Source organism: Rhizobium acidisoli (genome assembly GCF_002531755.2).
GTDB lineage: Bacteria > Pseudomonadota > Alphaproteobacteria > Rhizobiales > Rhizobiaceae > Rhizobium > Rhizobium acidisoli.
Genome location: NZ_CP035000.1, coordinates 660,561 through 684,835, shown reverse-complemented (window position 1 = coordinate 684,835; position 24,275 = coordinate 660,561). Strand labels below are relative to the sequence as shown.

Genomic DNA, 24,275 nt, shown 5'->3' with positions numbered 1-24,275 from the left:
ACTGCATGTGATTGCCGCCGCCGACCGCCCGGTCGGCGCCTGCGACATCTGCTCAAGGCGCAAATGAGCGGCGGCGGCCGGGCCCAGCTTGAGTCACGAGTAAGGTCTCGGATCGCCGCCCCTTGAAATAGAGCACGCAACGGAACTATCGCTGCGCTCCACAAAATTCGCGGATTTGTTTCTATAATCCATCCGCAGACGTCGCCTCACCTGTCGGCAATGGTCACATCCCGTTGAGCCGTTCTGATCGGCAACGCCTGTGCGGCAACGACCGCGTGCCTCAAAAAAGTGAGCCGGCCAACTCTAGCTTTTAATCTCTGCTCCAAGGAGCAAAAAGACTTTCTACATGTATAAAGATGTACCTACTTGTAATAAATTGAAATCCCGGTATCGTTGGCATCAATGTGTAGACGCGAAAGATCAAGCCTCGGCAAACGAGGTTCAGGCGCGTTCTGCGATAATGTATGGTTCGGAGGAGACCAAAAATATGGACGATGCTTCTGAGATTAAGATGAGCCGCCGTGAGTTTCTAGCGGGAGTAGGCGGAGTTGTCGCTTTATCCATAACAGCGGGTACGGCTGAGGCGGCCGAGGCTAAGGAGGCGCCGCAGCTCACGGCGCTGGTGAAAGAAGGAAAGCTTCCGGCGCTGGCGGATCGCCTCCCGCAGAACCCGATGGTAGTGACGCCGTGGGAAAAAATTGGAACTTACGGAGGCACCCTTCGACGGGGCCTACGCGGTTCGTCGGACCACAACGGCATTCTGCGTATGGTGGGCAATCAGGGCTTGGTTCGGTGGAACATGGAATTTACCGCCGTACTTCCGAATCTTGCAGAGAAGTGGGAGGTTAGCGAAGACGCCACGCAGTTTACTTTCCATCTTCTCCGAGGCGTAAAATGGTCGGATGGGCATCCTTTCACGGCGGACGACGTCGTCTTCGCGATCGAGGATGTTGTCAAAAACAAAGAACTCTACAGCTCAGCGCCTGCTCAGATTCAAGTGGCGGGCACGCCGGTTGTCGTAGAGAAAGTCGATGACTACACCGTCAGATTTACTTTTGCCGCAGCCAACGCGCTTTATCTCGAAAACCTCGCTACGCCGCTCGGCCAACATCCGACGCTGTTCGCAAAGCACTACTGCAGTAAGTTCCATCCCAAGTACAATGCGGATCTTACCGCGGACGTGAAAGCCTCGGGTGCCAACAGCTGGACAGATCTATTTCGCGCAAAGTGCGGCGATATCGAAATCCCTTCCCGTTGGGCTAATCCCGAACGGCCGACTTTAGATCCATGGATTATCAAAGAACCCTATACAGGCGGCGCGACCCGCGTACTAATGGTTCGCAATCCCTACTTCTGGCAGATCGATACCGAGGGCAATCAATTGCCATATATCGATGAACTAAATTTCGGCCTATCGCAGGACGTCGAGTCACTGATGCTGAATGTCATCTCAGGCAAAATCGACATTCAAGAACGACACATCAATATACTGGCCAACAAGCCTACCCTGTCGCAAAACATGAAGAAAGGTGATTATCGTCTGATGACGCTAGAGCCCTCTTCAGCCCAACAGTGCCAGATCTATTTGAACATGACGCACAAGGATCCGGCGATGCGTAAGATGTTCGCTGACAAGTCATTTCGTCAAGCGCTCTCGCTTGGTATTAATCGCCAAGAAATCATTGACATCGTCTACTTCGGGCAAAGCCAACCTTATCAGACTGGCCCGCGCCCTGGCCACCCTTGGCACTACGAGAAACTTTCGCGGCAGTTCACCGAATATGAGCCCGAGAAGGCTAATTTGTTACTCGACCAAATCGGATTCGATAAGAAAAACGGCAATGGAACCCGTCTGCGTGCTGATGGCCAACCGGTGTTCTTTGCCGTTGACGTGATTCCCACGCTCAATCCTGATCAAGTGGATGCACTTGAACTGATCAAAACTCATTGGGCTGCAATCGGAATTGACATGAAGATTAATACGATGGAGCGGGCGCTTTACTATACGCGTGGCGATGAAAACGCTCACGACGCGCAGGTGTGGTCAGGGGCCGGTGGCTTGGATCCAATGCTCGATCCGCGTGATTACTTCGCTTTCCATCCTCAAGGGTCGCGTTACGCCATTCCGTGGACGCTTTGGTACACCTCCAACGGCGCACGCGGCGAGGAACCGCCGGAAAGCCAGAAGAAGCGGATGAAGCTCTTCGACGAGGCACGTTCGACGGCCGACCTCGACAAGCGCGGAGCGATCATGAAGCAGATCTTTGACCTTTGCGCCGATAGTTTCGAGACCATCGGAGTTTGCCTTGCCGTCGGAAGCTTCGGCATCATCCGCAACAACCTGCGCAACGTGCCGGAAAAGCAACCGGACAGCTGGTCCTGGCCCAATCCGGGGCCTGCGCTGCCGCAGCAGTTCACCTTCACGAGCTGATTTGGATCTCCGGCGCCGTGCCTGACGGTACGGCGCTTTCTTTCGGTTCGCCCTCCGAGATGCCTTGCCGGCCCTGACAGCCGCAAGGCACGGAAGGCGGCGTTCAATGCAAGAGGCGCCCATGCTGGTCTTCATCGCCAAACGCTTGCTATGGATGATTCCATCGCTTTTTGCCGTCAGCTTCCTGGCTTTCGTGCTGATCCAGCTGCCGCCCGGCGACTATGTCACCACCTATATCGCGACGCTGGCAGCCTCCAACGAGATCGTCGATCAGAATACCGCGGCGCAATTGCGCGAGCGTTTCGGCCTCGATGATCCGATGCTCATCCAATATTTCAAATGGATATGGGGCATCCTCTCGCGCGGCGATTTCGGCATCTCCTTCGAATGGCAGCAGCCGGTCTCTGATCTGATCTGGGAGCGAATGGCGCTGACGCTTGTTCTGGCTCTGTCGACATTGATCGCCACCTGGGCGATCGCGCTGCCGATCGGCGTCTATTCCGCCGTGCGCAAATATTCGATCGGGGACTATTTCTTCACCGCCTTCACCTTCTTCGGCCTGGCCGTTCCGTCCTTCTTGCTGGCGCTGGTGCTGATGTATATCGCGGCGGTCGAATTCGGACAGGATGTCGGCGGGCTGTTTTCGCCGGAATACGAGAACGCGTCCTGGAGCTTCGCCAAGATGGTCGACCTATTCTCGCATCTCTGGCTTCCCGTCATCATTCTTGCGGTCTCGTCAACAGCGAGCCTCATCCGCGTCATGCGCGCGAACATGCTCGATGAACTGCCGAAGCCTTACGTGACCACCGCACGGGCAAAAGGTCTGTCGGAGTTCCGGTTGCTGATGAAATACCCCATGATGATCGCGCTCAATCCGTTCATCTCGACCATTGCCTGGCTGCTGCCCAACCTCATCTCCGGCTCGGTCGTCGTCGCCATCGTGCTCAACCTGCCGACGGCCGCACCTTTGCTGCTGCAGGCGCTGATGGCTCAGGACATGTATCTGGCGGGTGCCTTCGTTCTGCTGATCTGCGCTCTGACGCTGATAGGCTCTCTGATCAGCGATATCCTGCTTGCGCTGGTCGATCCCCGCATCCGGTTGGAATAGGAGCCGATATGGCCGACATTGCCATTACAAATATTCAGCCGGATCGCGCCGCCGTCGCATCGCAATGGCAGCTGATCTGGTGGGCTTTCCGCCGGCACCGGCTGGCCATGGTGGCGCTCGTCGTCACCGTGATGATGTATATCGTTGCCCTGGTTCCCGGCTTCTTCGCCATCAACGATCCGAACCTGCAGAATGCGCGGGCGACCTTTCACCCGCCGCAGAAACTGCATCTGATCGATACCGAGAACGGGTTCTCCTTCGGCCCGCATTATTATCCGATGAAGCTCACCCGCGATCCGGAAACGCTGGCCGCCATCTTCAAGGAAGACACGACGAAGCGTGTCGACGTCCAGTTCTTCGGGCGCGGCTATGAATATTCCGTCTTTGGACTGTTCAACACAAACATCCATCTGATCGCTTCGCCCGACAAGACCACGCCGCTGCTTCTCTTCGGCGCCGACCGGCTTGGGCGCGACGTCTTCAGCCGGACGGTGCAAGGCTCGCAGGTTTCCCTATCGATCGGTCTCGTCGGCGTCTTCCTGTCGTTGATGCTCGGCATCGTGATCGGCGGCATCTCCGGCTATTACGGTGGCCGCATCGATTTCTTCATGCAGCGGCTGATCGATTTCGTGCTGTCGTTGCCGACGATCCCGATCTGGCTGGCGATGGCCGCGGCGCTGCCGCAGGATTGGCCGGCAACGCTGCAATATATGATGATCACGATCATCCTGTCGCTGACCGGCTGGGCGCAGCTCGCCCGTGTCGTTCGCGGCCGCTTCCTGTCGCTGCGCACCGAGGAATTCGTCGCTGCCGCCAGGCTCGACGGCGTTCGCGAAGGACGCATCATCTTCCGCCATATGCTGCCGAGTTTCGCGAGCCACATCATCGCGTCGATCACCCTTGCCGTGCCGGCGATGATCCTTGCCGAAACCTCGCTTTCCTTCCTGGGGCTCGGGCTGCAGCCGCCGACCATCTCCTGGGGCGTGCTGCTGCGCGAGGCCCAGAACATTCGCTCGATCGCCACCGCACCCTGGCTCTTCATGCCGGGCTGCGCCGTCGTTGTTGCCGTGATGGCGCTCAACCTTCTCGGCGACGGCCTGCGCGACGCGGCCGATCCCTACAACAAATGAGGCCGGCATGACCGATATCGTTCCCATTGCCGGCAGGCCGCTGCTCGAGGTGAAGAACCTCACCGTCGAATTTCCGCTGCGCACCGGCGTCTTTCGCGCCGTCAGCGATCTGTCTTTTTCGATCGAGCCGGGCAAGACGCTCTGCGTCGTCGGCGAAAGCGGATCCGGCAAGTCGGTGACGGCGCGTTCAATCCTGCAGATCGTTGATGCACCCGGCCGGATTGCGGCCGGATCGATCATCCTGAACGACCAGAACGGCGGCTCGACCAATCTGACCAGCCTCAATCCGCGCGGGCGCCAGATCCGGGCGATCCGCGGCCGCGACATCGCCATGATCTTCCAGGAGCCGATGTCGTCGCTGTCGCCGATCCACACGGTCGGCAACCAGATCGTCGAGGCGCTTCGCCTGCATACCCGGATGAGCAAGGCGGAGGCACGCACTGAAGCCATATCGCTGCTGAAGCAGGTCGAGATCCCTGCGCCGGAAAAGGCGCTGGATCGCTATGCCTTCCAATATTCCGGTGGCATGCGCCAGCGCGCGATGATCGCCATGGCGCTCGCCTGCAAACCGCAATTGCTGATCGCCGACGAGCCGACCACGGCGCTCGACGTAACGACGCAGGCCGAAATTCTCGACCTGATCGCCCGCCTGCAGAAGGCCAACGGCATGGCCGTTCTGTTCATCACACACGACATGGGTGTGGTGGCGCAGATCGCCGATGACGTGCTGGTCATGCACAACGGCGTCGCCAAGGAATATGGGCCGGTCGAGCAGATCTTTCATGCGCCGCAAGACGACTATACCCGCATGCTGATCGGCTCGGTGCTGAAGCTGGAGCAGAAGGCCGAAATCCGCCTCGCACGCCCCCCGCTCGACAGGACGAAAGCGCCGATCCTCGAACTGCGCAACGTTTCGATGGATTTCGGTGAAGTGAAAGCGCTGGACGATGTTTCCATTTCGCTGCTGCCGGGCGAGACGCTCGGCATCGTCGGCGAAAGCGGATCCGGCAAGACGACGATGGGCCGCTCGATCATGCGGCTGATCGATCCGACGGCCGGCGAAATCCTCTATCGTAATGCCGGCGGCGACATCATCGATCTGGCAACGGCAAAGGGTCAGACGCTGGCTGCGGCACGCCGCGAATTGCGCATGGTGTTTCAGGATCCATTCGGCTCCCTCAATCCACGCATGACAGTCTCCCAGATCATCGGCGAGCCGCTGCTGGTCAATGGCGTCGCCAAGGGGCGGGCACTGGAGGAGCGGGTCTGCCACCTCATGGAGCAGGTGGGCCTCGATCCGAGGGCGCGCGAACGCTACCCGCACGCATTCTCCGGCGGTCAGCGCCAGCGCATCGGCATTGCCCGCGCCATCACGCTCAATCCGCGTGTGATCGTCGCCGACGAGGCGACCTCGGCGCTCGACGTCTCGGTGCGCTCGCAAGTGCTCGACCTCCTGATGCGCCTGCAGGACGAGCTCGGCCTTGCCTATATCTTCATCAGTCATGACATCGGCGTCATCCGCTACATGTGCGATCGCGTCGGTGTCATGTACAAAGGCCAGCTCGTCGAAATCGGCGAAGCGGAGCAGGTCTGCCGCACACCCGAGCACGCCTACACGCAGGCGCTAATATCGGCGATCCCGCGCCCTGATCCGCGCGATCGGGATCATTCCAGGCGTTTCCGCTATATGCCGCTGGACGAAGCGCTGCCGCGTGCCAGCCATGGCAGCTCCTAGAGCGGGATGATTTTACGTCCGTTCATATCCGGCTTCCTTGAAGTAGTTTAGGCACTCTTTTGGCGAGACGGTTTGGAGGATGGCTGCCAGTGCGTCGTCGATGGCGTTGCGGGTTCTGGCCTGTGCCTGTCGCAGCCCGTGTTTGATCTTGGCAAAGAGCTTCTCGATCGGATTGAGATGTGGGGAGTATTGCGGCAGAAAGAATAGTCGGGCGCCGGCCCTACGGATGGCGACCCGGATCGCCTTGGCTTTATGCGAGCCGAGATTGTCCATCACGACGATGTCGCCCTGTTTGAGCTCTGGCACCAGCACCTTTTCGGGAGCTGTCACGTTGTCCGTGGCTTAACGGTTGACGGATAATCGGACGCCATGAGCGCGCCGACCATCAGCTACAAGAACCACCGTTTCCCACCGCAGGTCATCGCCCATGCGGTCTGGCTGTATTTCCGGTTTCCCTTAAGCTTGAGGCTTGTGGAAGAAATGCTGCTGGAGCGCGGCATTGTCGTGTCCTACGAAACGATCCGGCGCTGGGGCCGAAAATTCGGTGCGGCCTACGCAAAACAACTGCGCAGAAAGAGACCCTCGCGAGAGGATATCTGGCATCTGGACGAGGTGGTCGTCTCCATCGGCGGCAGAAACCACTGGCTTTGGCGAGCCGTCGACCAGGACGGATACGTTCTCGACGAGATCGTGCAAGTCGGTCGCGACACCAAGGCTGCCAAGCGATCGTTGATCAGACTGCTGAAGAAGCAAGGCCTGGCGCCAAAGAGGATTGTCACCGATAAACTGCCCTCATACGGGGCGGCAAAGCGAGATGTGATGCCGGCTGTTGAACATAGATCACACAAGGGCCTCAACAACCGTGCGGAAAACTCCCATCTGCCGCTGCGAAAACGAGAACGAGTGATGCAAGGCTTCCGATCCGTCGGCGGCTTGCAACGATTTATATCGGTGTTTTCAGCAGTCAGAAATCATTTCGTCCCGTCGCACCAGAAGCACTCCGCCCTAGCCACCCACGTTCATCGGATCCGCGCTATGGCGCAATGGAAGGCCGTGACCGGCGCAACAGCCTGAGTTTAACTGAAAGCACCTCCTCCGGCCTCAGTGAAACAACGTGACAACGCCGTTTCAGCCTTTCCATGCTCGCCCAGATACCAGTGTCTTTTTCGGTGACGTTCAGTCAGCAGCCGAGCGCACTCTTGACGACGGCACGCCTTCGTCGTATTGGACCGAACGTTCCATACAGAGCTCGGCGCGATCCGCCGAGCCTCACGTCACAGAGGAGTTTCCATGAAGACTGCGATTGTCGTATTTTCCGATCCCAAGTCCGGCAGCGACGAAGCGGTCGGGCGATTGTTCAACGCGCTGGCCGCGGCGTACGACCTCAAACAGAAGAACGAGCACGTCGAGATCGTGTTCCAGGGAGCAGGCACGCGCTGGGCGGGTGTACTTACCCAGAAGGATCACCCGGCCCACGCGCTCTACAAGGCCATCCAGGATAAGGTGGTGGGTGTCTCGTCTGGCTGCGCGGACGTCTTCGGTGCGCGTGCAGACGCCGAGAAGAACGGATTCTCCCTGATCACCACGAACCAGGTGCCTGGCACGTCCGGCCTTCCGAGCCTCGCGGCGTACGCGAAGGACGGCTATTCCGTGCTCACCTTCTGATGCATCCGAGGATCGCAGCACGCCTGGTACGCGGCGTGCTCCGGTCAGCAGCTGCGTCCTATTTTGTTCTAGGAGAAAATCATGACAAACAGATCAGTTCCTTTCACTTCTTCGCGTCGTGAGATGCTGGTGGCCTCCGCCGCGTTGTTCGCCACCGGCATCGGTGGCCTCGGACAGGTGCATGCACAGGGCACGACCGAGATGCCTCTGCCCCGCCGTCCGGAAGACGTGACCCCGTACATTTCAAGCGCCATCACCGCGGGTGACCTCGACGCCGCCATGAAAGTCTACGTTGCAGACGCGGTTTTCGTGACCAAGCCCGGCACCACCGTGCGAGGCCACGAGGCCATTCGTGCGTCCTTGTCCGAATTCATGCAGTTGAAGCTGCCTATCAAGGCGACTGACAAACAGGTCCTGGTCAGTGGAGATGTCGCGCTCGTTATCTCCGACTGGGTCATGGAAGGCAACGGGCCTGACGGTAAGCCCTTGAAATTGTCGGGAACGTCCTCCGATGTCGTTCGCCGGCAAGCGGATGGGGTTTGGCGCTTCGTGATCGACAACCCGTTCGGTACTATCTGAACTGAGACTACGCACTCTTGACGAATGCATGCCGTCGCGGTTTAGCACGAATGTTCCACACAACGTTCGGCGTGATCCGCCGAGCCTTGCGGCGTATGCGAAGGGCGGCTATTCCGTGTGCACCTTCTGATACATCCGAAGATCGCAGCACGCCTGGTACACGGCGTGCTGCGGTCACGAACCCACGCCGAGGCCCGTCGACCATGCCCGCTGCTCTCATCCCGAAAGAAGAAGTGCTCGCGCGACTCCTGGAGGTCTTCCGCGAGTACGGATACGAGGGAGCGTCCCTCGCGGTCCTGTCGGAAGCGACGGGCCTCGGTCGTTCGAGCCTCTACCACCACTTCCCCGGCGGAAAGGAAGAGATGGCGACGAGTGTGCTCGCCTATCTCGACGGCTTGCTCAAACAGGCGCTCTACGCGCCGCTTGAGACGATGGCTAGTCCGAACAAGAAGCTCGGCGCGATGCTCGCCGTGTTGGATGAGGTCTACGACGGTGGGACGAAGGCGTGTTTACTCGAGCGGCTCTGCGCGAGCGCGGGTCGTCCCGTCATCGGCGGTCCACTCCGTCGCTCGTTCGAGCTCTGGCTGACTGCGTTCGAGACGCTTGGAGTCGACGCTGGAATTCCGCGCGCTGTCGCGCGGTCCCGCGCCGAGGACGCGCTCGGGCGCATCGAGGGGGCACTCGTGGTCGTCGCAGGGACAGGGAACAAGAGAGTGTTCGCGCGGGCGCTCAAGGACGTACGCGCGACGCTGCTCGCCAATAAGGAGACCGTGGCGTCATGACGGGGAGCATCCGCAAATCGCACCGCCAGCACGAGGGAGAGCTCCGCATCCAGGTCCGGCGGCACACGCCTCCGGAGCAGACCGAGGCGATCCGCGGCGTGATCCAAGATGAGATGTCGCGCCAGCACGTCGTCTACTACGCTCGCCTGCCGTACTTGCCGCTCGGCGTGCTCGACGAGAGCGGCCGGCCGTGGGTGACCATTCTCTGCAACCCCGAGACGACCGCGCCCTCGACCGAGCTCCTGGTCGTGCGGGCCCGGGTGAACCCGGACGATCCGTTCGTGCGCGCGGTGTGCTTGCCGATGCCCGGCGCGCGACTCTTCGCGGGCGTCGCGATCGATTTCACGACGCGCTCGCGCGTTAAGCTCTCGGGTTCGGTGGACGCGGCGACGTTCGATGGGCGTTCCCTCACCCTCGCGCTGCGCGCAAACGAGCACATGGGGAATTGCCCCAAGTACATCACGGTGAGGGACCTTCGCCCGAACGTTCGGACGCCAAGCACCACCCCGCTCGGCACGGAGCTCTCGTCCGCGGCGCGAGACATTCTCCGGCGAGCGAGCACCATCTTCATCGCCACGCGACATACCGACAGCGATCCCTCCGAATCCGACATGGGGCTGAACCATCGCGGCGGACCGAAGGGGTTCCTCCGCTCCTTCGACGACGAGCATGGGACGCATCTCGTTCTGCCCGACTACTCGGGCAATCGCTTTTATCAGTCGCTCGGCAACGTCGAGACCGATCCGGTGATGGGCGTCGCGATTCCCGACTTCACCACTGGCGCGATGCTCCAAGTGACCGGGCGTGCGCGCAATCTCTTGGATGAGGATGCATCGCGCATCATGCCGGGCGCGACGCTGATCACGCTGATCACGATCGACGAGACGCTGCTCACGACGGGCGCGCTCGACCTCGAGATCGCCGGTGACGAGCAGCTGTCGCCCTACAACCCGAAACCGAGGATCCTCGCGAGCGAGACTCCGAGCGACCGACATCCGCTCGCCATGAAGGCCACGCTCGTCGACGTGATCGAAGAGTCGACGCTCGTCTCGACGTTCACGTTCGCGCTCCCGCGGGAGGCCGAGCTCGTCCCCGGTGGTCACGCCATCTTCGACTTCGGAAGCCGGTTCGATCGTTCGTACCAGCACATGAACAACCTCGACCCACAGTCGCTGAACGATGACTACGTGCGGACGTACACGGTGTCGAGGGTATCGCCTGATCGCCGACAGATCTCGATCACGGCCAAGAAGGCCGGAGTCGTCTCGTCGTACTTGCACTCGCTAGCGAATCATCGCGTTCCACCGATCGAGATCGATCTCCTGGGATTCGGTGGAACGTTCACGTGCCTCGATGAAGGTCGCGTGCTTCCGCACATGCTCTGGGTGGCCGGCGGCGTCGGGATCACTCCCTTCCTCGCGATGCACCGGGCGCTGCGCGACTCCGGGCGTCCGATGCCCGAGGTCACGCTCTTCTATTCGTGCCGCGGCGACGAAATCGCACTAATCGACGGGATGACCGACATCGAAGTGCGCGTGTTCGACTCGACGGGTAAGGCGCAGAGTGCAAGTGGGGACGGGCGTCGTGTCTATCCGCGCCGGCTCCGCGCCACCGACTTCGACGATCTGCCCACGCTCGACCACGCGGTCGTGTTTGTCTGCGGGCCCGATCGGTTCATGGCGGGCGTCCGCGCGTGGCTTGAGCCCAAGATCGACCCCGGCCGGCTGCGGTTCGAGAGCTTCGACTTCTAATGCTGATTGAAGCGCGGGAAGCCATCGAGCGATATCGTGCCTTTGTCGCGCAGGGCAGGCACTATACTAACCTTCAATGGGCGTTGTCACGTTGTTTCACTGAGGCCGGAGGAGGTGCTTTCAGTTAAACTCAGGCTGTTGCGCCGGTCACGGCCTTCCATTGCGCCATAGCGCGGATCCGATGAACGTGGGTGGCTAGGGCGGAGTGCTTTTGGTGCGACGGGGCGAAATGATTTCTGACTGCTGAAAACACCGATATAAATCGTTGCAAGCCGCCGACGGATCGGAAGCCTTGCATCACTCGTTCTCGTTTTCGCAGCGGCAGATGGGAGTTTTCCGCACGGTTGTTGAGGCCCTTGTGTGATCTATGTTCAACAGCCGGCATCACATCTCGCTTTGCCGCCCCGTATGAGGGCAGTTTATCGGTGACAATCCTCTTTGGCGCCAGGCCTTGCTTCTTCAGCAGTCTGATCAACGATCGCTTGGCAGCCTTGGTGTCGCGACCGACTTGCACGATCTCGTCGAGAACGTATCCGTCCTGGTCGACGGCTCGCCAAAGCCAGTGGTTTCTGCCGCCGATGGAGACGACCACCTCGTCCAGATGCCAGATATCCTCTCGCGAGGGTCTCTTTCTGCGCAGTTGTTTTGCGTAGGCCGCACCGAATTTTCGGCCCCAGCGCCGGATCGTTTCGTAGGACACGACAATGCCGCGCTCCAGCAGCATTTCTTCCACAAGCCTCAAGCTTAAGGGAAACCGGAAATACAGCCAGACCGCATGGGCGATGACCTGCGGTGGGAAACAGTGGTTCTTGTAGCTGATGGTCGGCGCGCTCATGGCGTCCGATTATCCGTCAACCGTTACGCCACGGACAACGCGACAGCTCCGAGCGACCACAACAGAACTGTTTGTTTGGAAACTATTAGTCACGAGCTTACGGGCTGACGGTCTCACCAGCATAGAGCGGTATGCAAATGCCCTACGCATGCGATTCTAGTTTGGTAGTCAGACTGCTGGCCGCACGGCAGGTGCCGATCCCGCGAAGAGCCTGCTTTCTGGACGCACCATGTCTACTCGCCAACGTGAGCACGTTGCCGCTCTTGGATGACCACGGCCGCTACGAGAAGCGCCCCTTTCGCCAACAACTGATAAAATGTCGGCACGCTGGTCAAGATCATGCCGTTGTTGAGTACGCCGATGATCAACACCCCGAGCATGGCACCCACGATTGTTCCCTTGCCCCCTTGCAATGCACACCCACCCAACACGGCTGCTGTGATCGCTTCCAATTCAAGGCCCTGGCTTCCGGAGGACGGTTGACCGGACATGGTGCGGCTCGTGAGTACGACAGCCGCAATCGCGGCCGAAAGGCCGCTCATCGCATAGATCCCTACTTGGTAGCGTCTAATGGCAATCCCCGCCAACCGAGCTACCGTCGGATTTCCGCCGATTGCGTATAAGTTGCGGCCGATCACAGTCTTCTGTGTGAAAACAACAAAAAATGCCATGATGATCAGAAGCAGCCAGATAGCGCACGGCAACCCGAGGAGCGTGCCCGTTCCCAGGGATCGCAAACCATTTGCCTGAATCGCAACCGAATTGCCGTTGTTTAGAAGGAAGGCCAATCCGCGGAAAGCCGACATAGTTCCCAACGTTGCAATCACGGCATTCACTGGTCCATATACGATCGTGAGCCCGTTCAAGATGCCAGCGAAAACGCCAGCGAAAACACACGCCACGACCCCAAGCACAACGGAGCCTGTGTCCTGGATCACGACAGCGAGCACCATTGTGCCGAGGCCGACGATCGATCCAACGGAAAGATCAAGTCCGCCGGACACGATAACGATGGTTTGCGCCATGGCGAGAATGCCGATGATGGTCACCGCCAAACCGATATTGATCAAGTTACGACCCGTAAAGAATACGTCCGGTCGGATAAATCCGAAGATCACGACGAGAGCGATCAACGCGATTAGGAGACTGATGTTCTGTGTACCAACGCGAGATCCGAACATACGTAATGAGTAGTTTTGAGTGGAGGCGGCCGTGGGGGTCATGATCATGGAGCTCTCTTGTGGGTGGTACGCATGGCGAGATCGAGAATTTGTTCTTCGGTGGCGACATCGGCATGGAGTTCACCTGCGAGTTTGCCACTACGAAGGATGACAATACGGTCTGATAGCCCCAGCAATTCGGGCATCTCGGACGAGATCAGCAAAACGGCCATGCCTTCATCCGCAAGCGACTCTATGAGGCGATAGATCTCAGCCTTCGCGCCAATGTCGATACCTCTCGTTGGCTCGTCGAGAATGAGGATCTTCGGTCCCCGCGCTTGCCAGCGTGCGAAGACGACCTTTTGCTGATTGCCACCGGAGAGCTTACCGACTGCCTGATTGATCGAGGGCGTTTTTATCCGCAACCCTTCGACATGATGGTGAACCAACTCAGCTTCCTTGCGCCAGCTGAAGAAACCCCATCGGGACACCTTGTCAGGAACAACTAGGCTAATGTTGTCTCGCACGGCCTGTAGCAAAAGGAGCGCTTCCTGCCTGCGATCCTCAGGGACTAGGCCGATACCGGCTCGGATGGCGTCAGCAGGGTTTTTGGGGCTGTATGGCTTGCCAGCGATGACCATTGAACCCGAGCGAACCGTGTCAAGACCCATAATAGCGCGAGCCACCTCGGTGCGGCCGGCGCCTACAAGGCCGCCGAGGCCGAGAATCTCTCCCGCTCGCAGGGACAACGAGATATCGCTTATTTTGTCGGTTGACATACGGTCGAGCACGACTTGGACTGGCCCCAGCTCTCGCTTCCGACGTTGGAAAAGATCGCTGATAGGGCGGCCAACCATAAGCCGAACCATCTTTGCCTCGTCCAGCTCTTGCATCGGGGCTTCGCCGACGGATCGGCCATCGCGCATAGTAATGGTGCTATCTGCTATCATCATGACTTCGCGCAATCTGTGCGAAATATATATGATTGAGACGCCTTCCGATTTGAGCTTGCGAATTAGCGCGAACAGCCGAACGGCTTCCTCTTCAGTGAGTGACGATGTCGGCTCGTCGAAGGCGAGCAATCTAGCTCCCGGCCTCAGGGCTCGCATGATTTCGATCAACTGACGCTGCGCTGGACCGAGTCCTCGACAGATTTCGCATGGTTTGAGGACGCCCGCGACCCCAAAAGCGTCTAGCATTTGTTGCGCGCGGCGCTCGAGATCTTCTCGATCGATTAGAACGGCATACCTGGCACGCAGATCACCAACGAAGATATTTTCAGCGACCGTCAGCTCCGGAATTATTTCCGGCTCCTGGTGGATGACCCTGATCCCTAATGCGTGCGCCTCACGTGGTGAGCTAATCGAAACGGCCTGACCATCAACATAAATCGTGCCATCATCAGGTCGGTGCTCGCCCTCCATGATGCGCATCAGCGTCGATTTGCCGGCACCGTTTTCACCGACAAGGGCGGTAATCCGACCTCGATAGAAGTTGGCGCTGACTCCGTTGAGCGCCTGAACTATGCCGAAACGCTTTGAGACATTGCTCACCGCAACAACGGGCAAATCGGTCACCTTTGATGCGTCACCGTTGTTAGAGTATCCAGTTTCGGATATCATCGGCGTTGCCCAACTGAGTTGCCGGTTCTGATCCCGAATGTCATTCAAACTCTCCCAAGTATAGGGCCTCCCGTATTGCCTCTGCGAAAGGGCCGGTCATTCCAGCAGGGGTGGTGTTGGTTAGGACAACGACGCTCAAGCTTTTTCGCGGGTCAACGAACCAATGGTTCCCATAGACACCGCCCCATCGCCACGTTCCTGCGGAGCTGTATGTCGCGTCAGCAACTGGATCGATTAGCAGCGCAAAGCCGCCGAGTGTAAACCGCCACCCGGGCTCGAGCGCCGATGTTGGGATTGCGCCTGTGGCGTCGGCAGCTAACGTGATGGCTGATGTTTCTGAAAGTATAGGGTGACCACCCGTGCGCAACACTTCAAGTAGTTTAGAGAAGTCTTTCGCAGTCCCTACTATTCCTGATCCTCCTGACGGATAAGACAGACAATCGTAGCATCGGCGAGGCGTGAATAAGACATCTCCCGCGTCATAGTGGACTGCCTGCTCGTCCGACATCGGGCGCGGACCATCCCTGTCGTTGAAATACGGGGTCGCGAGTTGGTCGCTCTCCGAAGCGTAAAAGCGAATCGAGGTAAGACCAAGAGGCTCGGCAATTAGTTCACGGACGATATTGTCCAGAGACTTAAGCGCCGCCACTTCCATCGCCGCGCCGACGACGTCGGAACCGAGAGAATACTGCCACGCAGTCCCTGGCTCGAAGAATAGGGGAAGCCCCGCAAGCCGACGCAGGTTTTCTGATGCCGTCAAACCGGGTTGGTCCATGCCATCGGAAACGCCCGCCAAGCGGTATGGGCCGTCGACGCCCTGCAGGAAGCCGTAGCTCAGACCAGATGAGTGTGAGAGGAGATGGCGAAATGTCAGTGGGGGATATCGACCATCCGTAGTCCGCGGTCGAAAATCTGGCAGGATCTTTGCAACTGGATCGTCCAGACCGATCTGTCCGCGATCCATCATTGCGAAGAACGCCGTCGATAGGACCAGTTTCGTGAGCGACGCATAACGAAACAAAGTCTCACAGTGCACAGGTCGAGCTGTCGCGATGTCTGCATAGCCGCGCGCGGATTCGTAGACGGTCTCGCCGAAACGGGTGACCAAAACAACGCATCCTAAGATTCGTTCGGGCACAAATCGGTCTAACACTGCATTCAGACGTGCGGTGAAGTGTTGAGAACTCGCCTTACGGCTCTTCTGTATCGACGATATGTTTGCTGTGTCACTCAAAGCAGGCCCCTTCCGCATTGCGCGCTGCACCCACGCCTTGCCCATCCCAGGTGCATATTGACATTCATCTGATGATTAATTAAATAATCAGATTTATAAGCCGAGCGCAACTGGCTATCGCTCGTCTGACGAGGGAGGGAGAAATGAAATTTATCGGAATTCTTATTGGCCTACTGATCGGTCCGTGTCTGGCACTACCGGCAAACGCCGCCGAAACCATCAAGCTCGGCTATATTTACAAGATGGGCGACGCCCCATGGTTTGTACGTGAAATCGAAGGCGCCAAGAAACGTGCAAAGGAAATAGGGGTCGAGCTGCTGGTGCAGGATGTGCAGACCGATTCCAATCTGGCTGTTACTACGATGGATACTTATATCGGTGATGGCGTTGACGGTATCGCAATCGTGGCCCCTGATCGCGCAATCGGCCCAGTTGTGACAGAGAAGGCGCGAACTGCTGGCATTCCTCTAATCGCGGTGGACGACGACATTAAGTCGGATAACGGTTCTGTGGTCCCTTACGTAGGCATCAATGGGTTTGATATGGGCAAGCGCGTTGGCGATGAAATCGCCGCATTGATCCGAGCGGAAGGCTGGCAAAGCGATTTTGCTAATGTCAAGGTTGGCTCCGTCGAGGACCAGAAGGCGGATACATGCATGCAGCGAAACCGCGGCGCGCAGGCGGCTTTATTTTCAGCCTATCCGGAACTCAAAGAGAAGGTGATATCAATTCCGTATGACAACAGCATGGTGAGCGCGATCGATGCGGTGTCTACGACAATGACAGCCAATCCTGATGCGCAAAAATGGGTGTTTTTTGCTTGTAATGATGATGGAGTTTTGGGTGCCGTAAGAGCAACTGAGAACTCAGCGATGCCTGCGGCCGATGTGATCGGCGTTGGGTTTGACGGATCGCGGTCTTGCGAAGCATTCGGATCGGGTACTCCAAGTGGTTTCCGCGCAACAATGTGGATCGATAGCGCGAACGATGGAGCGATCGGCATACAAGCGCTCTATGATCTGATAAAAAACGCAACGCCTATGAAGGACATCTACTATGTCGATCCAACTAAGATTGATGCGTCCAATTTCGACAGCATGAAGCAAGTGCTCGGCTGCAAGTAAATTGCACAGCACAAGGCTCTTTTTCCGCATGTTTCGAAAAGCGCGGATGTACAAGTAAGCTAGCCCAAGGAGTTTGGCTCCAGGCATCGGCAACTGCACATTGAAAACGCTCGATGCCTGAGTCTACTTTCGGACGATGAAATTGGGAATTTGGGATGCTTAGGTCATCTAGGGTTCATAACTCCGTAATGGAGATCCTTGCACGGCGGATCATCGGTGGCACGTATGCCGAGAACGAACTTTTGCCCACGGAGGGCCTTCTTTGTGCAGAACTCGCCGTCGGTCGTTCATCGCTCAGGGAGGCAGTGAGGGTGCTCGTCGATAAGGGTTTGCTTGTAGTAAAACCCCGCATCGGAACACGCGTTATGGGGGCCGAGAACTGGAAGCAGTTCGATCCCGACATAATCGCATGGTCAGCGAATGTTAAGCCGGATCCGAATTTTCTTCGCTCACTGTTCGAAGTGCGTACTATCGTGGAGCCGGCCGCCGCGGAATTAGCGGCTCGGCGGGCGAGCGGCAGCGACATCGCCAACATTGAGAGCGGCTACAATGACATGGTTGCGGGTTGGCAGGCCCAGGATCTCACAAGGCTTGTCGAAGCCGATATTCGTTTTCACAAAGCTATTCTCGAAAGCACCAAAAATCCAGTCTTGATGGAACTAGGATCCCTGATCGAGGCAGCCCTTCGATCTGCCTTCAAACTCACTAACGAATCTTCTAAAGCTCCCGTAGAAGCGCTCGAGGCGCACAAAGCTCTCCTCGAGGCAATCCGACTCAGAGACGAAGAGGTCGCAAGAAAAAACACTCTAGAGATTTTGAAGGCCGCGCAGCTCGATCTTCCCATTTGACGCCAAGCAAGTAGATAATTAAGCTGATCAACAGACGCCGCAGCCCGCGTATCAAGATATTCTTGCCACGCCGCCAAACAACCGTTCTGCTAATACTCCAAAGCAGCTGGACCTTCGTAGCAACGCACTTTGATTAATGACATCTGGTTTCGGCAAAGGATTCGGTTGCTTGGGTTTCATGTGCCCGATGTCCTGTTCTTCATAATGTTCAGGAGCTCGTTCTTTCTGGTTCTGCCTGCAAGCGGCCATCGCCACTCAAAACGGGGCGCTTTATTTTGGGGAACAACAAGGATCGACACCTTAAAATATTATAATGACAAACAGCGCGTGTTCCCATAGATCCCTAATATACGATCGATGTCGGTCGCTTAGAACATCACCCCTCACCCTTCCCCGCCTCGGCGGGGTCCTCTTCCGGCAGACGGGCTCGCCTCGTGGCGCTCGCAAGCCTTTCTACGATGCTTTTTCGCAGCTTTCCATTGTGTGTCCATGCGCCTAACGGATGCACCGAGTGGAAGAGAGGAACTTGCGCCCCTCGCAACCGGAACACCGTCGGCGGATGCTAATTTCGGAAATGGCAGGATCGGCAAAACCTGGCTTTCTCGGAAGCTTCAAGGTCTCTGGGACTGCCGAGGTCCGAACACGCCGTTCGGCACGCGCGTAAAGTGCTCTTTTTGACTCGGCTCGTGGTCTCGCCTTGACATCATTCGGGCAGGAAAAATGGCCGGAGTGCATCGATCAATGAGGTATGGCCATAGCGAACCACGCCAGCGTTCGGCGCAATTTCGACCAGACCCCCCTTATTCTTGGCGTCGTTGGCTTTGATTAGCAGGCTGGCAAGGCTTGACGGCATAGTGCGTTCGAAGGTCGTCTGCCACTGCGACCGGGGCACCGCCCGAGCGCGCACCACCCGGCTCGAGAGTTGACTCAACACCGCCGCAACGTCATTCGCGCTATACCTGCGAGGTCCCTCAGCATGGATGACCTGAACCCCCGTGCCGCTCTCGGGTCGCAGCAGGAGGTCGGCGGCAATCAGGCCGAGGTCATGGGCGGAGATCGTCGGCTGCGCCATGTCGACTGGGTCCTGAAAAGTTGGCAAAATGCCGGAAGCGACGGCCATCGGGATCACACGCCCCCAATTGTGCATGTGTTCGGCCGACCGCAGCACAAGCAGCTGGGTTCTGAGTTGGGCGAGCCGCGCCTCAAGGTCGCGGAACATGCTGGGCATCCCAATATCATCGGTGACGTGGGCTCCGTAATCGGAGATTGCCAGCACCTGCTTCGGCCGTGCCTGGGTCAGCGCCTCGAACAGGCCTTCGATCGATCGCCGGAGACCATCAGCCGGATCCTTTGTCAGTGGCGATACCGGGATGATGATCTGCACGGCGTCAGCATCGCCGATCGCCATGGCTAAAGCGGCGGCATTTTGCAGATCGGCGGTGACCTTGCCCCCAAGTTTTATCCAGTTTTGCGTTCGCTCCAGCGGTTTTTGGTTGCTGTTGTTGGTTCGGTAGCGGCGGGTTGCGGTGCGGAGCCATTTCGGCTGCGCAGCACCGCATCACGTCGCGGGTTGAGTGTCTGAGCGAATTCGGCCGGTGTCAGCCAGCCAAGGCCTGAATGCGGGCGTTGATCGTTGTAATCGCTACGCCAGTTTGAAAGCGCAGACCGGGCGTGAGCGAGCGACGAGAACAGAGTTTCATTCAAGAACTCGTCTCGCAGCCGCCCGTTGAAGCTTTCGATAAAAGCGTTCTGGATAGGCTTGCCAGGCGCAATGTAATGCCAGTCAACCTTGGTCCGGTCCGCCCATTGCAGGATCGCGTTGCTGGTGAACTCGCTGCCGTTGTCGGAGACGATCATCCTCGGCTTGCCGCGCTCCTCGATAATCCGGTCAAGCTCCCGTGCGACGCGAAGACCGGAAAGTGATGTATCGGCGACGAGCGCCAGGCACTCCCTCGTGCAATCATCGACGACGGTCAGAATCCGCAGCCTGCGCCCATCGGTGAACTGATCCGACACGAAGTCTAGCGACCAACGGTCATTGGCCACCATCGGCACCAGCATCGGCGCTCGCGTGCCTATCGCTCGCTTGCGACCGCCGCGCTTGCGCACCGTCAGTTTCTCCTCCCGATAGAGCCGGAAGAGCCTCTTGTGGTTCACGAGGTGACCCTCCCGCCTCAGCAGCACATGAATGCGTCGATATCCAAAGCGGCGGCGTTCATGCGCCAACGCCTTCATTCGCTCGCGAAGCTCATGATCATCGTCGCGCCTGGTCTCGTAACGAATCGTCATTCGGCAAAAACCAATGGCTTTACACGCCCGCCGTTCGCTCATCTCATGATGGATCATCAGATGCGCGACAGCTTTCCGCTTGGCCGCGGGCGTCACCACTTCTTTCCCAAAAGGTCTTTCAAAGCGGCATTGTCGAGCATGGCATCCGCCAGAAGCCGCTTCAGCTTCGTGTTCTCGTCCTCCAGCGTCTTCAGCCGCTTGGCTTCGGATACCTCCATGCCGCCGAATTTGGCCTTCCATTTATAGATGCTGGCATCGCTGACGCCGTGCTTGCGGCAAAGCTCCGAGACCGGCGTGCCAGCCTCGTGCTCCTTCAGAATGCCGATGATCTGTTCGTCTGTGAAACGATTGCGCTTCATTCCCTGGTCCTCTCAATGGGCCAGAGCTTACTTCAAAATGGATTATTTCAACGGGGCAAGGTCAGCGGTGGCAATCTCGCAGCCGATGTCGCTCAGCCGCGCTGCTTTTGTCCTGTCGCGTAGGATCGCCCGGACTGGCACACCCGCCCGGCGCAGGGCCGATGACGTTGAGTAGCCGACATTGCCCGCGGCTCCGACGATCGCAAACATACTCCATCTCCCTGTTGTGATGGCCAGGAATTGAGAAAAACCAGCCAGCATCGCGCCCAGCCACTTATCTATATGTGAAATCATTAAGGCCATTCAGCAATACCCCTCATAACGCGGGTTATCGGGGGTATTGCCTATGCCGCTTACGCAATGCAGAAGGAGGTCGCGGGAGAAATCCTTTCGGTCGTGGATCGCCTGAGGTTTCGGGAGGAGCTCCATTCCAGGCCGCGCGAGACCCGTTCCGCCATGTCGAAACAGCTTGAGCGATGGGATAGCGAACTCGAAGCTGAACGCAGCGCTCGCCCGGTCCATCGTTGGAATCTTGCCTGGGGACATCGTTACGTCCGAAAGCCGCGGGAAACTTCTGCGGCTGTCGGTTACGGGCGTAACGCCATATTCGGGCGGCAGCAGCGTCAGTTTCATGGTGTCGGAAATTCGGTTTCGAAACGACGCGACACTGGGCAAACTGCAGGAGACCCTAAATTTATCTTTTGCCGACGAGAGCCAACCTCAATAGCGAGAGCGCGACTGCCTGACGGCGAAAGTCGAATGCTGGCGATCCTCTGATAACCGCGGCGGACAACCGGTGCACTGTGCCTTCTTGTGAGCGCCTTGATGGGATCTGAACCGGCGCCGTCCTCAATAATGCTGAAAAAACCTAGTCTTCCCGCCGAATCGGACGCGTTCGCGACTTACGCCGCTGAGAGTTCTGACCATCTCATAAACTATCTTTTTCCTTGGTCAGCGCTTGATCATCGAAGACAGCGCGAATGCCGTCAGCGTGTCGCGTACACCAGGCAAGGCCGACACGTCCTGCCAGATTTCGCGGACGCGGTCCGCCGCACTCGCCTCCACCCGGATGACAAGGTCGAATTCCCCGCTCATAACGTCGCAGGAGACGACTTCCGGCACGCGCTTCAGCGCCTGGATGACGTCACCACCGCGCATGCGATCGTGGCGATAGATGAAGATCATCGCTGCAATGTTCGAGGCGCGTGGCTTTCCCTCGCCCGCGACGATCGTGTAGCCCTGGATGAGGCCATCGCGCTCTAGCCGCTCGATGCGCTGGCGCACGGCGTTGCGCGACAGGCTGATTTTCTCGGCCAGTTCGGAATACGGGATGCGGCTATTGCGGGTCAACTCCGCGAGAATGCGCTCATCAGACCGGTCGAGAACGCGCTTCATGATTGCGTCCCCTTGGCAAAAGCCATGGCGGAGGCGAATGCCCGATGTGCCGAAGCTTCTAGATCGGCAATCCTGTCATCCTGCGCAAGTGAGGTTGCGGTCGCGGCCATGACGAAGGCCGGCAGAGCCTGACGTTCGTTCTCACTCAGAGAGCGAACGTCTTCATATCCGGCGAGCAATGCGCCCGCGAGCCCACCATCGAGCGTTCCGTCCGCGCGGGCGGTCCAATGCAGTAGTACTTGCGCCAGCTCCGCGATCAGAAGGTCATCATGACGCAGGCGGAAATTGATCACGCCGCTGACTTCCTCGCCGAGGAAGAAGACATTGTCGCGATTGAGAGCACCATGCACTGCCCCCTTTGGCAGGCCGCGCCGGCTGCCGGCCACGGAAGCCGCCAGCGTTCGGTGAATGCGTGCAGTGCAGTTTCCGAGCGCGCGGCTTTTTGCTGACGTTAGCTCGCTTGGCCGGGAGCCCGGCACAAAGCCGACGACCGCCACCAGTTTGCCTGATAACGTCATCGTCGCAGCGCCAGCGTCAGTACGGAAGGTCGCCGGACAAGGAACGCCAGCGGCCGCGAGCGTCTCCATCGTGCGGAAGGCACGCTCGAGATCACACGGGTCGGGGGCACCTTCGAACACCGTCACGATGAACTCGCCGCGGTCAGCACGGAAAAGGAAGGTGGTTTCGGCATCGCCATCGGCAATGCCGATCACCGATGTCAATCGGCCAAGTCGATAGGTCGTCGCGATCCGCGCACAATCGATTTCCGAAAGGTCCGTAAAAACTGCCATGGCGCCCTCCCCGTCAGCCTTGCACCGTGCCGAGAACCCTGAGCGTGCTCGTGCCGAAGATCGCATCGATCTGTTCAGGGGTGAGAACGCCATCGCGCTCGACCGCCTCGCGCAATCCGATCCCCTCTGCGAGCGCATTGCGCGCGAGCGTCGCAGCCCTGGCATAGCCGACGAAAGGGTTGAGTGAGGCAGCGAGAACAAGAGAGCCATTGTGAAGCGTTCGGCAGCGTTCCGCATCCGCCTCGATATTGTCGATGCAGCGTGTTCGAAGCGTATCCATGCCTTTCGCCAGCAATTGCATGGATTGCAGCAGATTGAGCACGATCACAGGTTCCATCGCGTTCAATTGGAGCTGGCCGGCACCGGCAGCGAGCGTGACCGTCAGATCATTGCCGATCACCTGAAAGCCGATCTGGTTCATCATCTCCGGGATCACCGGATTGACCTTGCCCGGCATGATGGACGAACCTGCCTGCATAGCCGGAAGACGAATTTCGCCAAACCCCGCGCGCGGGCCACTCGACAGGAGGCGAAGGTCGTTGCACACCTTCGACAGCTTTACTGACATACGCTTGAGCGTACCCGAGATCGAGACGAAAGCGCCTGTATCCGACGTGGCCTCAACGAGGTTGCGCGCAGGACGGACCATGATGCCGGAAATTTCAGATAGGTGCGCGCAGGCGGCAGCGGAAAAACCCGCTGGTGCGTTCAAGCCGGTGCCGATCGCCGTGCCGCCGAGATTGACCTCTCGCATCAATTCGGCTGCGCCGAGGATTTGGGCAACATCCTCCTCCAGCGTTTCGGCGAAAGCTTCGAACTCCTGACCAAGAGACATTGGCACAGCGTCCTGAAGCTGCGTCCTGCCGACCTTGACGATGTCCGCAAAAGCAGCGCCCTTTCGGCGAAAGGCGGCGACGAGAGCACGCAGCGTACCAAGCAGTGTTTCTGCCTCCCGCAGCACGGTTAGGCGGATCGCCGTCGGGTAGACGTCGTTGGTCGACTGAGAGAGGTTTACATGGTCGTTAGGATTGACCGTGTCGTACTTGCCGGCCTGCTGGCCAAATTCAAGGAGCGCCAAATTGGCAATCACCTCGTTGACATTCATGTTGGTCGAGGTTCCCGCGCCGCCCTGCATCATGTCGACAGGAAAATGCGGCACCAGGATCTCGCCGCCGATCAGCCTGTCGCAAGCCCGGCCGATTGCCTGGGCTATAATGGGCTCGATCAACCCGAGCTCCAGATTGGTCGCGGCCGCCGCTTTCTTCACCATCGCCAGGGACTGCACAAATGCCGGAAAGTCCTGGAGTGTGATGCCCGAGACGTCGAAATTTTCCGCCGCCCGCAGCGTATGGATCCCTATCAATGCATCGGCCGGCAATTGCCGCTGCCCCAGAAGATCGGTCTCAACGCGCAATTTTGCCATAGATTCCTCCCTTG

At 58.5% G+C, this 24,275-nt stretch carries 20 protein-coding genes and 3 pseudogenes; 11 read left to right on the top strand and 12 right to left on the bottom strand.

The window, feature by feature from the left end; all coding sequences use genetic code 11:
• The first annotated feature begins 487 nt into the window (after positions 1-487).
• The 4 genes from CO657_RS28810 to CO657_RS28795 all read left to right on the top strand — a co-directional run bounded on the left by CO657_RS28810 (position 488) and on the right by CO657_RS28795 (position 6,404).
• Positions 488-2,431, top strand: a complete 1,944-nt coding sequence (locus CO657_RS28810) for an ABC transporter substrate-binding protein (RefSeq protein ID WP_054185876.1) — start codon at positions 488-490, stop codon at positions 2,429-2,431.
• Positions 2,432-2,552: 121 nt separating this feature from the next.
• Positions 2,553-3,539, top strand: coding sequence for an ABC transporter permease (locus tag CO657_RS28805; protein ID WP_054186173.1), 987 nt, complete (start codon positions 2,553-2,555; stop codon positions 3,537-3,539).
• Positions 3,540-3,547: 8 nt separating this feature from the next.
• Entirely contained in the window at positions 3,548-4,669 is a 1,122-nt protein-coding gene (locus CO657_RS28800; RefSeq protein WP_054186156.1) for an ABC transporter permease, read from the top strand.
• A gap of 7 nt (positions 4,670-4,676) precedes the next feature.
• Positions 4,677-6,404 (top strand): ABC transporter ATP-binding protein, encoded by a 1,728-nt coding sequence (locus CO657_RS28795; RefSeq protein ID WP_128715626.1) that lies wholly within the window; start codon positions 4,677-4,679, stop codon positions 6,402-6,404.
• Between the two features lie 12 nt (positions 6,405-6,416).
• Here the strand turns inward: CO657_RS28795 and CO657_RS28790 are convergent.
• A pseudogene (locus CO657_RS28790) lies at positions 6,417-6,722 on the bottom strand (transposase); the annotation flags it as partial.
• A gap of 38 nt (positions 6,723-6,760) precedes the next feature.
• On the opposite strand from CO657_RS28790, the pseudogene CO657_RS28785 reads away from it, so the two are divergent.
• The 5 genes and pseudogenes from CO657_RS28785 to CO657_RS28765 all read left to right on the top strand — a co-directional run bounded on the left by CO657_RS28785 (position 6,761) and on the right by CO657_RS28765 (position 11,181).
• Positions 6,761-7,478: pseudogene (locus CO657_RS28785) on the top strand (IS6 family transposase).
• Positions 7,479-7,694: 216 nt separating this feature from the next.
• Positions 7,695-8,069, top strand: coding sequence for a DsrE family protein (locus CO657_RS28780; RefSeq protein ID WP_054186357.1), 375 nt, complete (start codon positions 7,695-7,697; stop codon positions 8,067-8,069).
• Positions 8,070-8,150: 81 nt separating this feature from the next.
• Positions 8,151-8,648: a YybH family protein gene (locus CO657_RS28775; RefSeq protein ID WP_054186356.1), complete on the top strand. Its 498-nt coding sequence runs from the start codon at positions 8,151-8,153 to the stop codon at positions 8,646-8,648.
• A gap of 203 nt (positions 8,649-8,851) precedes the next feature.
• Positions 8,852-9,430 (top strand): TetR/AcrR family transcriptional regulator, encoded by a 579-nt coding sequence (locus tag CO657_RS28770; protein ID WP_054186355.1) that lies wholly within the window; start codon positions 8,852-8,854, stop codon positions 9,428-9,430.
• The gene (locus CO657_RS28765; RefSeq protein WP_054186354.1) at positions 9,427-11,181 is read left to right on the top strand and encodes a pyridoxamine 5'-phosphate oxidase family protein; all 1,755 of its coding nucleotides are present in this window, start codon (positions 9,427-9,429) and stop codon (positions 11,179-11,181) included. The genes CO657_RS28770 and CO657_RS28765 overlap by 4 nt, the downstream gene beginning before the upstream one ends.
• 130 nt (positions 11,182-11,311) lie before the next feature.
• Here CO657_RS28765 and CO657_RS28760 read toward each other — a convergent pair.
• The 4 genes and pseudogenes from CO657_RS28760 to CO657_RS28745 form a co-directional block, all read right to left on the bottom strand.
• A pseudogene (locus CO657_RS28760) lies at positions 11,312-12,029 on the bottom strand (IS6 family transposase).
• Between the two features lie 220 nt (positions 12,030-12,249).
• The gene (locus tag CO657_RS28755) at positions 12,250-13,245 is read right to left on the bottom strand and encodes an ABC transporter permease (protein WP_054186326.1); all 996 of its coding nucleotides are present in this window, start codon (positions 13,243-13,245) and stop codon (positions 12,250-12,252) included.
• Entirely contained in the window at positions 13,242-14,846 is a 1,605-nt protein-coding gene (locus tag CO657_RS28750; protein ID WP_197283937.1) for a sugar ABC transporter ATP-binding protein, read from the bottom strand. The genes CO657_RS28755 and CO657_RS28750 overlap by 4 nt, the downstream gene beginning before the upstream one ends.
• Positions 14,839-16,050 carry a serine hydrolase domain-containing protein gene (locus CO657_RS28745; RefSeq protein WP_280950523.1) on the bottom strand — a complete coding sequence of 404 codons (1,212 nt, stop codon included), beginning with the start codon at positions 16,048-16,050 and terminating at the stop codon, positions 14,839-14,841. Before CO657_RS28745 ends, CO657_RS28750 begins: the two co-directional genes overlap by 8 nt.
• Before the next feature lie 125 nt (positions 16,051-16,175).
• Here CO657_RS28745 and CO657_RS28740 point away from each other — a divergent pair, with 125 nt between their 5' ends.
• Together CO657_RS28740 and CO657_RS28735 are read left to right on the top strand one after the other, a co-directional pair.
• A complete protein-coding gene (locus tag CO657_RS28740; RefSeq protein ID WP_054186323.1) occupies positions 16,176-17,156 on the top strand; it encodes a substrate-binding domain-containing protein in 981 nt (326 codons plus the stop codon).
• 188 nt (positions 17,157-17,344) lie between these two features.
• Complete coding sequence (locus tag CO657_RS28735; RefSeq protein ID WP_054186322.1) at positions 17,345-18,004, top strand: FadR/GntR family transcriptional regulator; 660 nt, start codon at positions 17,345-17,347, stop codon at positions 18,002-18,004.
• A 703-nt stretch (positions 18,005-18,707) separates the two neighbouring features.
• Here the strand turns inward: CO657_RS28735 and CO657_RS28730 are convergent.
• The 7 genes from CO657_RS28730 to CO657_RS28700 form a co-directional block, all read right to left on the bottom strand.
• Positions 18,708-19,412: a Rossmann-fold NAD(P)-binding domain-containing protein gene (locus tag CO657_RS28730; RefSeq protein ID WP_054186321.1), complete on the bottom strand. Its 705-nt coding sequence runs from the start codon at positions 19,410-19,412 to the stop codon at positions 18,708-18,710.
• 50 nt (positions 19,413-19,462) lie between these two features.
• A protein-coding gene (locus CO657_RS28725; protein WP_096772380.1) for an IS3-like element ISRle4 family transposase occupies positions 19,463-20,652 on the bottom strand; the annotation gives its coding sequence in 2 pieces (ribosomal slippage) (positions 19,463-20,403 and positions 20,403-20,652; 1,191 coding nt in all).
• 42 nt (positions 20,653-20,694) lie between these two features.
• Entirely contained in the window at positions 20,695-20,955 is a 261-nt protein-coding gene (locus tag CO657_RS37645) for an NmrA family NAD(P)-binding protein (RefSeq protein ID WP_054186246.1), read from the bottom strand.
• Positions 20,956-21,285 (bottom strand): hypothetical protein, encoded by a 330-nt coding sequence (locus tag CO657_RS28715; protein WP_054186247.1) that lies wholly within the window; start codon positions 21,283-21,285, stop codon positions 20,956-20,958.
• A 318-nt stretch (positions 21,286-21,603) separates the two neighbouring features.
• Positions 21,604-22,047 (bottom strand): Lrp/AsnC family transcriptional regulator, encoded by a 444-nt coding sequence (locus CO657_RS28710; RefSeq protein ID WP_054186248.1) that lies wholly within the window; start codon positions 22,045-22,047, stop codon positions 21,604-21,606.
• Positions 22,044-22,838 carry a phosphotransferase gene (locus tag CO657_RS28705; protein ID WP_054186249.1) on the bottom strand — a complete coding sequence of 265 codons (795 nt, stop codon included), beginning with the start codon at positions 22,836-22,838 and terminating at the stop codon, positions 22,044-22,046. Before CO657_RS28705 ends, CO657_RS28710 begins: the two co-directional genes overlap by 4 nt.
• Before the next feature lie 13 nt (positions 22,839-22,851).
• Positions 22,852-24,261, bottom strand: coding sequence for an aspartate ammonia-lyase (locus tag CO657_RS28700; protein ID WP_054186250.1), 1,410 nt, complete (start codon positions 24,259-24,261; stop codon positions 22,852-22,854).
• Between the last annotated feature and the right edge of the window lie 14 nt (positions 24,262-24,275).

Coding starts and splice junctions, on each gene's coding strand:
- CO657_RS28810 (WP_054185876.1), top strand. CDS start 488: ATGGACGATGCTTCTGAGATTAAGATGAGCCGCCGTGAGTTTCTAGCG.
- CO657_RS28805 (WP_054186173.1), top strand. CDS start 2,553: ATGCTGGTCTTCATCGCCAAACGCTTGCTATGGATGATTCCATCGCTT.
- CO657_RS28800 (WP_054186156.1), top strand. CDS start 3,548: ATGGCCGACATTGCCATTACAAATATTCAGCCGGATCGCGCCGCCGTC.
- CO657_RS28795 (WP_128715626.1), top strand. CDS start 4,677: ATGACCGATATCGTTCCCATTGCCGGCAGGCCGCTGCTCGAGGTGAAG.
- CO657_RS28780 (WP_054186357.1), top strand. CDS start 7,695: ATGAAGACTGCGATTGTCGTATTTTCCGATCCCAAGTCCGGCAGCGAC.
- CO657_RS28775 (WP_054186356.1), top strand. CDS start 8,151: ATGACAAACAGATCAGTTCCTTTCACTTCTTCGCGTCGTGAGATGCTG.
- CO657_RS28770 (WP_054186355.1), top strand. CDS start 8,852: ATGCCCGCTGCTCTCATCCCGAAAGAAGAAGTGCTCGCGCGACTCCTG.
- CO657_RS28765 (WP_054186354.1), top strand. CDS start 9,427: ATGACGGGGAGCATCCGCAAATCGCACCGCCAGCACGAGGGAGAGCTC.
- CO657_RS28755 (WP_054186326.1), bottom strand. CDS start 13,245: ATGATCATGACCCCCACGGCCGCCTCCACTCAAAACTACTCATTACGT.
- CO657_RS28745 (WP_280950523.1), bottom strand. CDS start 16,050: ATGCGGAAGGGGCCTGCTTTGAGTGACACAGCAAACATATCGTCGATA.
- CO657_RS28740 (WP_054186323.1), top strand. CDS start 16,176: ATGAAATTTATCGGAATTCTTATTGGCCTACTGATCGGTCCGTGTCTG.
- CO657_RS28735 (WP_054186322.1), top strand. CDS start 17,345: ATGGAGATCCTTGCACGGCGGATCATCGGTGGCACGTATGCCGAGAAC.
- CO657_RS28730 (WP_054186321.1), bottom strand. CDS start 19,412: ATGGCGATCGGCGATGCTGACGCCGTGCAGATCATCATCCCGGTATCG.
- CO657_RS37645 (WP_054186246.1), bottom strand. CDS start 20,955: ATGGCCTTAATGATTTCACATATAGATAAGTGGCTGGGCGCGATGCTG.
- CO657_RS28715 (WP_054186247.1), bottom strand. CDS start 21,285: ATGAAACTGACGCTGCTGCCGCCCGAATATGGCGTTACGCCCGTAACC.
- CO657_RS28710 (WP_054186248.1), bottom strand. CDS start 22,047: ATGAAGCGCGTTCTCGACCGGTCTGATGAGCGCATTCTCGCGGAGTTG.
- CO657_RS28705 (WP_054186249.1), bottom strand. CDS start 22,838: ATGGCAGTTTTTACGGACCTTTCGGAAATCGATTGTGCGCGGATCGCG.
- CO657_RS28700 (WP_054186250.1), bottom strand. CDS start 24,261: ATGGCAAAATTGCGCGTTGAGACCGATCTTCTGGGGCAGCGGCAATTG.